This window comes from Aquibium sp. ELW1220 (assembly GCF_030398385.1).
Taxonomy (GTDB): domain Bacteria; phylum Pseudomonadota; class Alphaproteobacteria; order Rhizobiales; family Rhizobiaceae; genus Aquibium.
The window spans coordinates 1-5,228 of record NZ_JAOAOQ010000090.1 but is presented as its reverse complement, the minus strand read 5'-3'; the positions used below and the strand labels follow the sequence as shown (position 1 = coordinate 5,228).

4 protein-coding genes and 3 pseudogenes are annotated in these 5,228 nt (G+C 64.4%); 4 read left to right on the top strand and 3 right to left on the bottom strand.

Features of this window, described 5'->3' with window-relative positions; all coding sequences use genetic code 11:
* The first annotated feature begins 207 nt into the window (after positions 1–207).
* The 3 genes and pseudogenes from N1F91_RS30700 to N1F91_RS30690 all read left to right on the top strand — a co-directional run.
* Positions 208–663 (top strand): DUF2924 domain-containing protein, encoded by a 456-nt coding sequence (locus tag N1F91_RS30700; RefSeq protein WP_289997710.1) that lies wholly within the window; start codon positions 208–210, stop codon positions 661–663.
* Positions 660–1,499, top strand: a pseudogene (locus N1F91_RS30695) (recombinase family protein); the annotation flags it as partial. The gene N1F91_RS30700 and the pseudogene N1F91_RS30695, both read left to right, overlap by 4 nt.
* A gap of 4 nt (positions 1,500–1,503) precedes the next feature.
* A pseudogene (locus tag N1F91_RS30690) lies at positions 1,504–1,938 on the top strand (transposase); the annotation flags it as partial.
* A 231-nt stretch (positions 1,939–2,169) separates the two neighbouring features.
* On the opposite strand, the pseudogene N1F91_RS30685 reads toward N1F91_RS30690, so the two are convergent.
* Positions 2,170–2,627, bottom strand: a pseudogene (locus N1F91_RS30685) (IS630 family transposase); the annotation flags it as partial.
* A gap of 175 nt (positions 2,628–2,802) precedes the next feature.
* Here N1F91_RS30685 and N1F91_RS30680 point away from each other — a divergent pair.
* Positions 2,803–3,345, top strand: coding sequence for a DUF3489 domain-containing protein (locus N1F91_RS30680; RefSeq protein WP_289997709.1), 543 nt, complete (start codon positions 2,803–2,805; stop codon positions 3,343–3,345).
* 150 nt (positions 3,346–3,495) lie between these two features.
* Here the strand turns inward: N1F91_RS30680 and N1F91_RS30675 are convergent, their stop codons facing one another.
* Positions 3,496–4,107: a hypothetical protein gene (locus N1F91_RS30675; RefSeq protein WP_289997708.1), complete on the bottom strand. Its 612-nt coding sequence runs from the start codon at positions 4,105–4,107 to the stop codon at positions 3,496–3,498.
* A 161-nt stretch (positions 4,108–4,268) separates the two neighbouring features.
* Positions 4,269–5,228: DNA methyltransferase (locus tag N1F91_RS30670; RefSeq protein ID WP_289997707.1), on the bottom strand; the 960-nt coding region annotated here is incomplete at its 5' end.

Below are 5,228 nucleotides of genomic sequence, written 5' to 3'. Positions count from 1 at the left end.
GCGCCTCGAGATGGGCACGCCCGTCCTTCGACAGAAAACCACCGCGAATCATGCACCCAGCAGAATCGCTCGCGGGACGATCGTCAACGCCATTTCTTCGGGGGTTCGGGGAGTCGGGGTAGAACTTTCTTCCGGTGCGGGAGAAAGTTGCCTACACTTCCCGCCCGACCAATGCCGTCATGCAACTCCAATGCACCGGAGACCCGCATGACGACGCACGACCCCATCCCCGCCCGCCTGGCCGCGCTGAAGGCCGCCACGACGCCGGACCTGAAGCGGCAATGGCGCGACCTGTTCGAGACCGAGCCGCCGCCGTTCAACCGCCGCTTTTTGGAATCGCGTCTCGCCTCTCGCATCCAGGAACTGGCCTATGGCGGGCTGAAGCCCGAGACGATCCGGCGACTGGAGCGGCTGGGCGATGACCTGGATGGAGGCGATCGGGCGAAGCGCAGCATCCGTGCCGATCGCGATCGTCCCATCACAGGCACACGGCTCATTCGCGAGTGGCAGGGTGTGGAGCAGATCGTCACGGTCACCGCCGACGGCTACGAATGGCAGGGCCGACCCTACAAGTCGCTGTCAGCCATTGCCCGCGCCATCACGGGCACGCGCTGGAATAGCTGGACCTTCTTCGGCATGAAAAACCACCGGAGGGCCGCATGAAGGCGCCCGTCACCCGAAAGCTCCGCTGCGCCGTCTACACCCGCAAATCCTCCGAGGAAGGGCTGGAGCAGGAGTTCAATTCGCTTCATGCCCAGCGCGAGGCCTGCGAGGCCTACATCGCCAGCCAGCGTTCCGAAGGCTGGGTGCTGGTGCGCGATCTCTATGACGATGGCGGCATCTCCGGCGGCACGCTGGAACGTCCGGCGCTGAGGCAGCTTCTGGCCGACATCGAGGACGGATTGGTCGACGTCGTGGTCGTCTACAAGATCGACCGCCTGTCGCGTTCGCTGATGGACTTCTCCAGGCTGGTCGAGGTGTTCGACCGCAACGCCGTGACGTTCGTCTCGGTCACCCAGTCCTTCAACACGACGACATCCATGGGTCGGTTGACGCTGAACATCCTGCTCTCCTTCGCACAGTTCGAGCGCGAGGTGATCGGCGAGCGCATCCGCGACAAGGTCAAGGCCTCGCGCATGAAGGGGATGTGGATGGGCGGATGGGCGCCGTTCGGCTACGCGGTGTCGGATCGGAAGCTCATCATCGTCGAGAAGCAGGCGGCACATGTCCGCTGGATCTTCGCCCGCTTCCTGGAAATCGGCTCGGCGACCGAACTGGCGCGGGAAGTTGCCTTGCGCGGCATCCGCACCCAGCGCGGTGGCCTGATCGACAAGAAGTACCTGTACCGGATGCTCCACAACCGGGTCTACATCGGCGAGGCGGTGCACAAGGGCGAGAGCTATGCCAGCGAGCATGACGCCATCATCGATCGGCAGACATGGGACAGGGTCCATGCCATCCTGACCGAAAGCCCGCGCAAGCGTGCCGCCCGCACCCGTGCCGACCCGCCGCCGCCGCGCCGAGCGTGCGTCCGACCAGCAACTTCGAAAGGTGCCGTCGGCCCGGACCATCGCGCATTTGATGACGACGGCCCGCGATCACCTCAGCAAATCCGACACGGTGACCATAGCCGCCATTGAAGCGGGCGTGCCTATGCTGGTCGAGGCCCGAACTCTGATCGACAGGTTCCAGGCGATGATCCGGACGACGTCCGCGAGCGACCTGGACGCTTGGATCACGGAGGCCAGCAAGAGCCTGGTCGCGTCGTTCGCCAGCGGCATCCTGCGCGACCGCGTAGCCGTCTATGCCACCATCACGGAGCCGTGGTCGAACGGCCAGACGGAGGGGCAGATCACAAGGCTCAAGCTGGTGAAGCGCCAGATGTACGGTCGCGGGAAGCTCGACCTCCTGCAAGCCCGGCTGATAGGTGCCGCTTGATCATCGAGATTGCGTCAGAGCCCCTTTTGAACGCCGATCCAGGGTCCCTATTCAGTGCCGATTGACACTTCGAGCGCGTTCCAGTGATGTGGACCTGATCCTCGAACTCCCATACGGGCCCGCGGTCATGAATGCCGCAATGAGAGGCCGAACACATGGCAGCACCCGATGACGCGCAGCAGCCTGCACCGAAGATTTTTCTTGCATCAGTCGGGGCGTCCACACATGTACGTGCGGGACGCCGACCCTGAGCCGCTCGCCTCGCCGGCAGCGGCCATGGCGTCGGGCCATGTTCGTCGAGGCCCAGGTTTCGTCGATGAAGACCAAGCGCTCCGGATCGAGATCGACCTGGCCCTCGAACCAGGCCTCGCGCTTCTTCAGGACGTCGGGCCGATCCTGTTCGGCGGCGTGCGCGGTCTTTTTTTACGCGTGATGGCGTGCCGCTTGAAGAAACGCTGCAGCGCGCCGAAGCTGAAGGCCAGACCCTGCTCCTTCAGAACGTGCCGGACCTCCTCGATCGTGCGGTCGGCATCCGGCCCGAGGGCGTCCAGGATGGCGGCCTTGTGGGCGTCGATGCGGCCAGACCTCCGTTCGCCGCCGAGCGCCCTTGGCCGCACGTCGCCCCGCTCACGCTCCAGTCGCTGCCATCGGCTCACGCTCGCCGCGCTCACCCCGAAGCGTTCGGCCGCCTTCCGAAATCATCAGCAACCGGGCCGCCTGCCCGACCGGGATCAGACCGGATGGCTCGGTCATGATGCCCTCGGTGCTGGAACCGGGCGACATTTGCGCGGATTTGCGCGCAATCCGACTTGGCTTTGGCGCCGTTCAGAGCCTGTGTGACATGGCAACATCAGGAGATCCGCCATGACCACCATGCCCCTTTCCGACACCCAGGCCATCATCCTCGCCGCCGCCTGCGCCCGTGACGACCGTCTGGTGTTCCCGGTGACCGCCAGCATCAAGGGCGGCGCGGTTGGCAATGTCTGCAAGAGCCTGCTTCGACGCGCCCTGATCGAGGAGGTCGCCGCCACCGATTACAACACGGTCTGGCGCCATGACGACGAACTCGGTCCCGTCACCCTGCGGGCCACAGACCACGCGTTTCAGGTCCTCGGCATTGCCGACGGGCCGGATGCCGAGGACATTGAACCGACAACGAGCGCAGCTGCGCAAGGGCGGCGGGCAACACCAACCAAGCAGGACATCATGATCGGTCTGCTCTCGCGACCCGAGGGTGCGAGCATCGCCGAGATCGCCGAGCGGTCGGGATGGTTGGGACATTCGATCCGCGGCCTGATGTCGGGAACGCTCAGGAAGAAGCTCGGCCTCACCATCTCGTCCGCCAAGGATGACACCCGAGGGCGGGTCTACAAGATCGAAGAGGCACCTTCGCCCGTTGACGCGTGATCGGCGGCGCGCCGGAGGAGTCCGAAGCGGCCATCGCCTTCCACGTCCCGGCGCGCATTCTCAAGCCAGTTTCGCGTCGCGGCGGCTTCACTGAAGCCGAAGCCCGTCACGCCGCGAAACTGGATTTCGACGAGATGGCGCTCGTCAGGTTCAAGCGCAGCCGGCCAATTGCCGCCATCCTCCAGAACCATGCGCCGAAGTACGTCCGCGGGATCGGTGGCTGTTTCCAATTGCCCGATGATGTCGTTCAATTCCGCCATGCCCGACACTGCTCCCCAATGTGTCGGACATCTGGGAGACGCGGGTTTCGGTTTCAAGCGATTCGAGCAGATGCACAAGAATCAGCGTGAAGTCGGGATCAAGTCCCTTCTTCGCCAGAGCCTTCTGGATCGATTTCGGGCTGATGCCGAACTGACGGGCAATTGCCGAAGGCTTGACGCCTGCCTTGAGGGCAGTCCGCACCAGATTGACCTGCGCCTGCGTCAGACCTTCGATGCCTGGCGGTGCCGTCGCGGGCTCTTCTTTCCGAACGTCCTCTCGGCCTGGTTCCGGTTGTTCGGTAGCGAACCGTGAGAGGCCGCGCCGTTCGTGTTCCGCTATGGTCGCCGTCAGCAACCGGACGAGTTCATCCGCGTCCAGGTGGCGCAGGGTCGCTTCGAGGTTCTTCGGTAGCAGCGGCGGCCGGCGTCCCGGCAGCGGCGCGTCGGCCGCGTCGCCCGGCGCATTCGGCTCGCCCTGAATGTGGTCTTCCGGTCCTGCCATGGATCGACCATGGCCCAGGGACGGCGCGCAGGCAATCGACGCCGGTGCTGCTCGAGGCCCTGACGGCCGAGCGAAGGCCAGATGATGGGTCTGATAGTCCGCTGTGAAGTCAGCCTGGTTGAATAAGGATCGGCGTACGCGACACTGTTTCGCCGAGGTCTCTACGATTGCAGCGAACTGGTTAACGCCTCGTTTCCGTTATCCCCAACGGCAGGCGAAGACTCAACCCGCTCGCGCGAAACCTCGTCAAAAGTCCGGCCGTCACCATCGAGAATGGCCGCCTTTCCCGAGAACGCCTGCCAGCGATTGATGAACACGTCGCAGAAGGTCTCGGACAGTTCCAGGCCATAGACCCGGCGGCCGGTCTTCTCGCCGGCGATGTGCTGTGACCCGGAGCCGGAAAACGGCTCGTAGCAGATCTCGCCGGGCACCGTGTGCAGCTCCATCGGCAGCGTAAACACCTTGACCGGTTTCGACGTCGGGTGCTCGCGGGTCTCGATCTCGCTCGAGGGAATGCTCCAGACCGTGGTCGGCCAGTTCTCGAAACCCTCGCGGTTGACACGCGGCTTGTTGCCAGAGCGCCAGCCAAACAGGCACGGTTCATGCGCCCACAACATGATCGAGCGCGTCAGCACCGGCCGGCTCTTGGCCCAGATGATCTGCTGGTGATGCAGCACGTCGAACTTCGTCCAGCACGCCTCCAGCATCGCCTGCCGGCGCGAGGCATGCCAGCAATACCAGGCCGCGTCTGGCTTGATGGCGCAGTCGATGGCAACCTGCATGAAGGCCTCGTAGAACTGCGGCCCCTGAGAGGAGTCGTCCCAGTGCTTCTGCTCGATGTAGTCCTCGGACCAGTTCTTGTTCGCAATCTTCCGGGCCCGCGCCGTGGCGTTCTTTTTCGTCGGATGGTTGGTGCCGTCGTAGTCGACGAGATACGGTGGATCGGTCGCAAATAGCGCCGCGCGTTCGCCGTTCATCAGACGGGTGACGTCGTCGGGTGTGGTGGAGTCGCCGCAAAGCAGGCGATGATTGCCGAGGATCCACAGATCGCCACGGCGCGTCACCGCCCTGGCAGGCGCCTCGGGAACATCGTTCTCGTCGGTCAGACCCTCGCTCGGCAC

Coding starts and splice junctions, on each gene's coding strand:
- N1F91_RS30700 (WP_289997710.1), top strand. CDS start 208: ATGACGACGCACGACCCCATCCCCGCCCGCCTGGCCGCGCTGAAGGCC.
- N1F91_RS30680 (WP_289997709.1), top strand. CDS start 2,803: ATGACCACCATGCCCCTTTCCGACACCCAGGCCATCATCCTCGCCGCC.
- N1F91_RS30675 (WP_289997708.1), bottom strand. CDS start 4,107: ATGGCAGGACCGGAAGACCACATTCAGGGCGAGCCGAATGCGCCGGGC.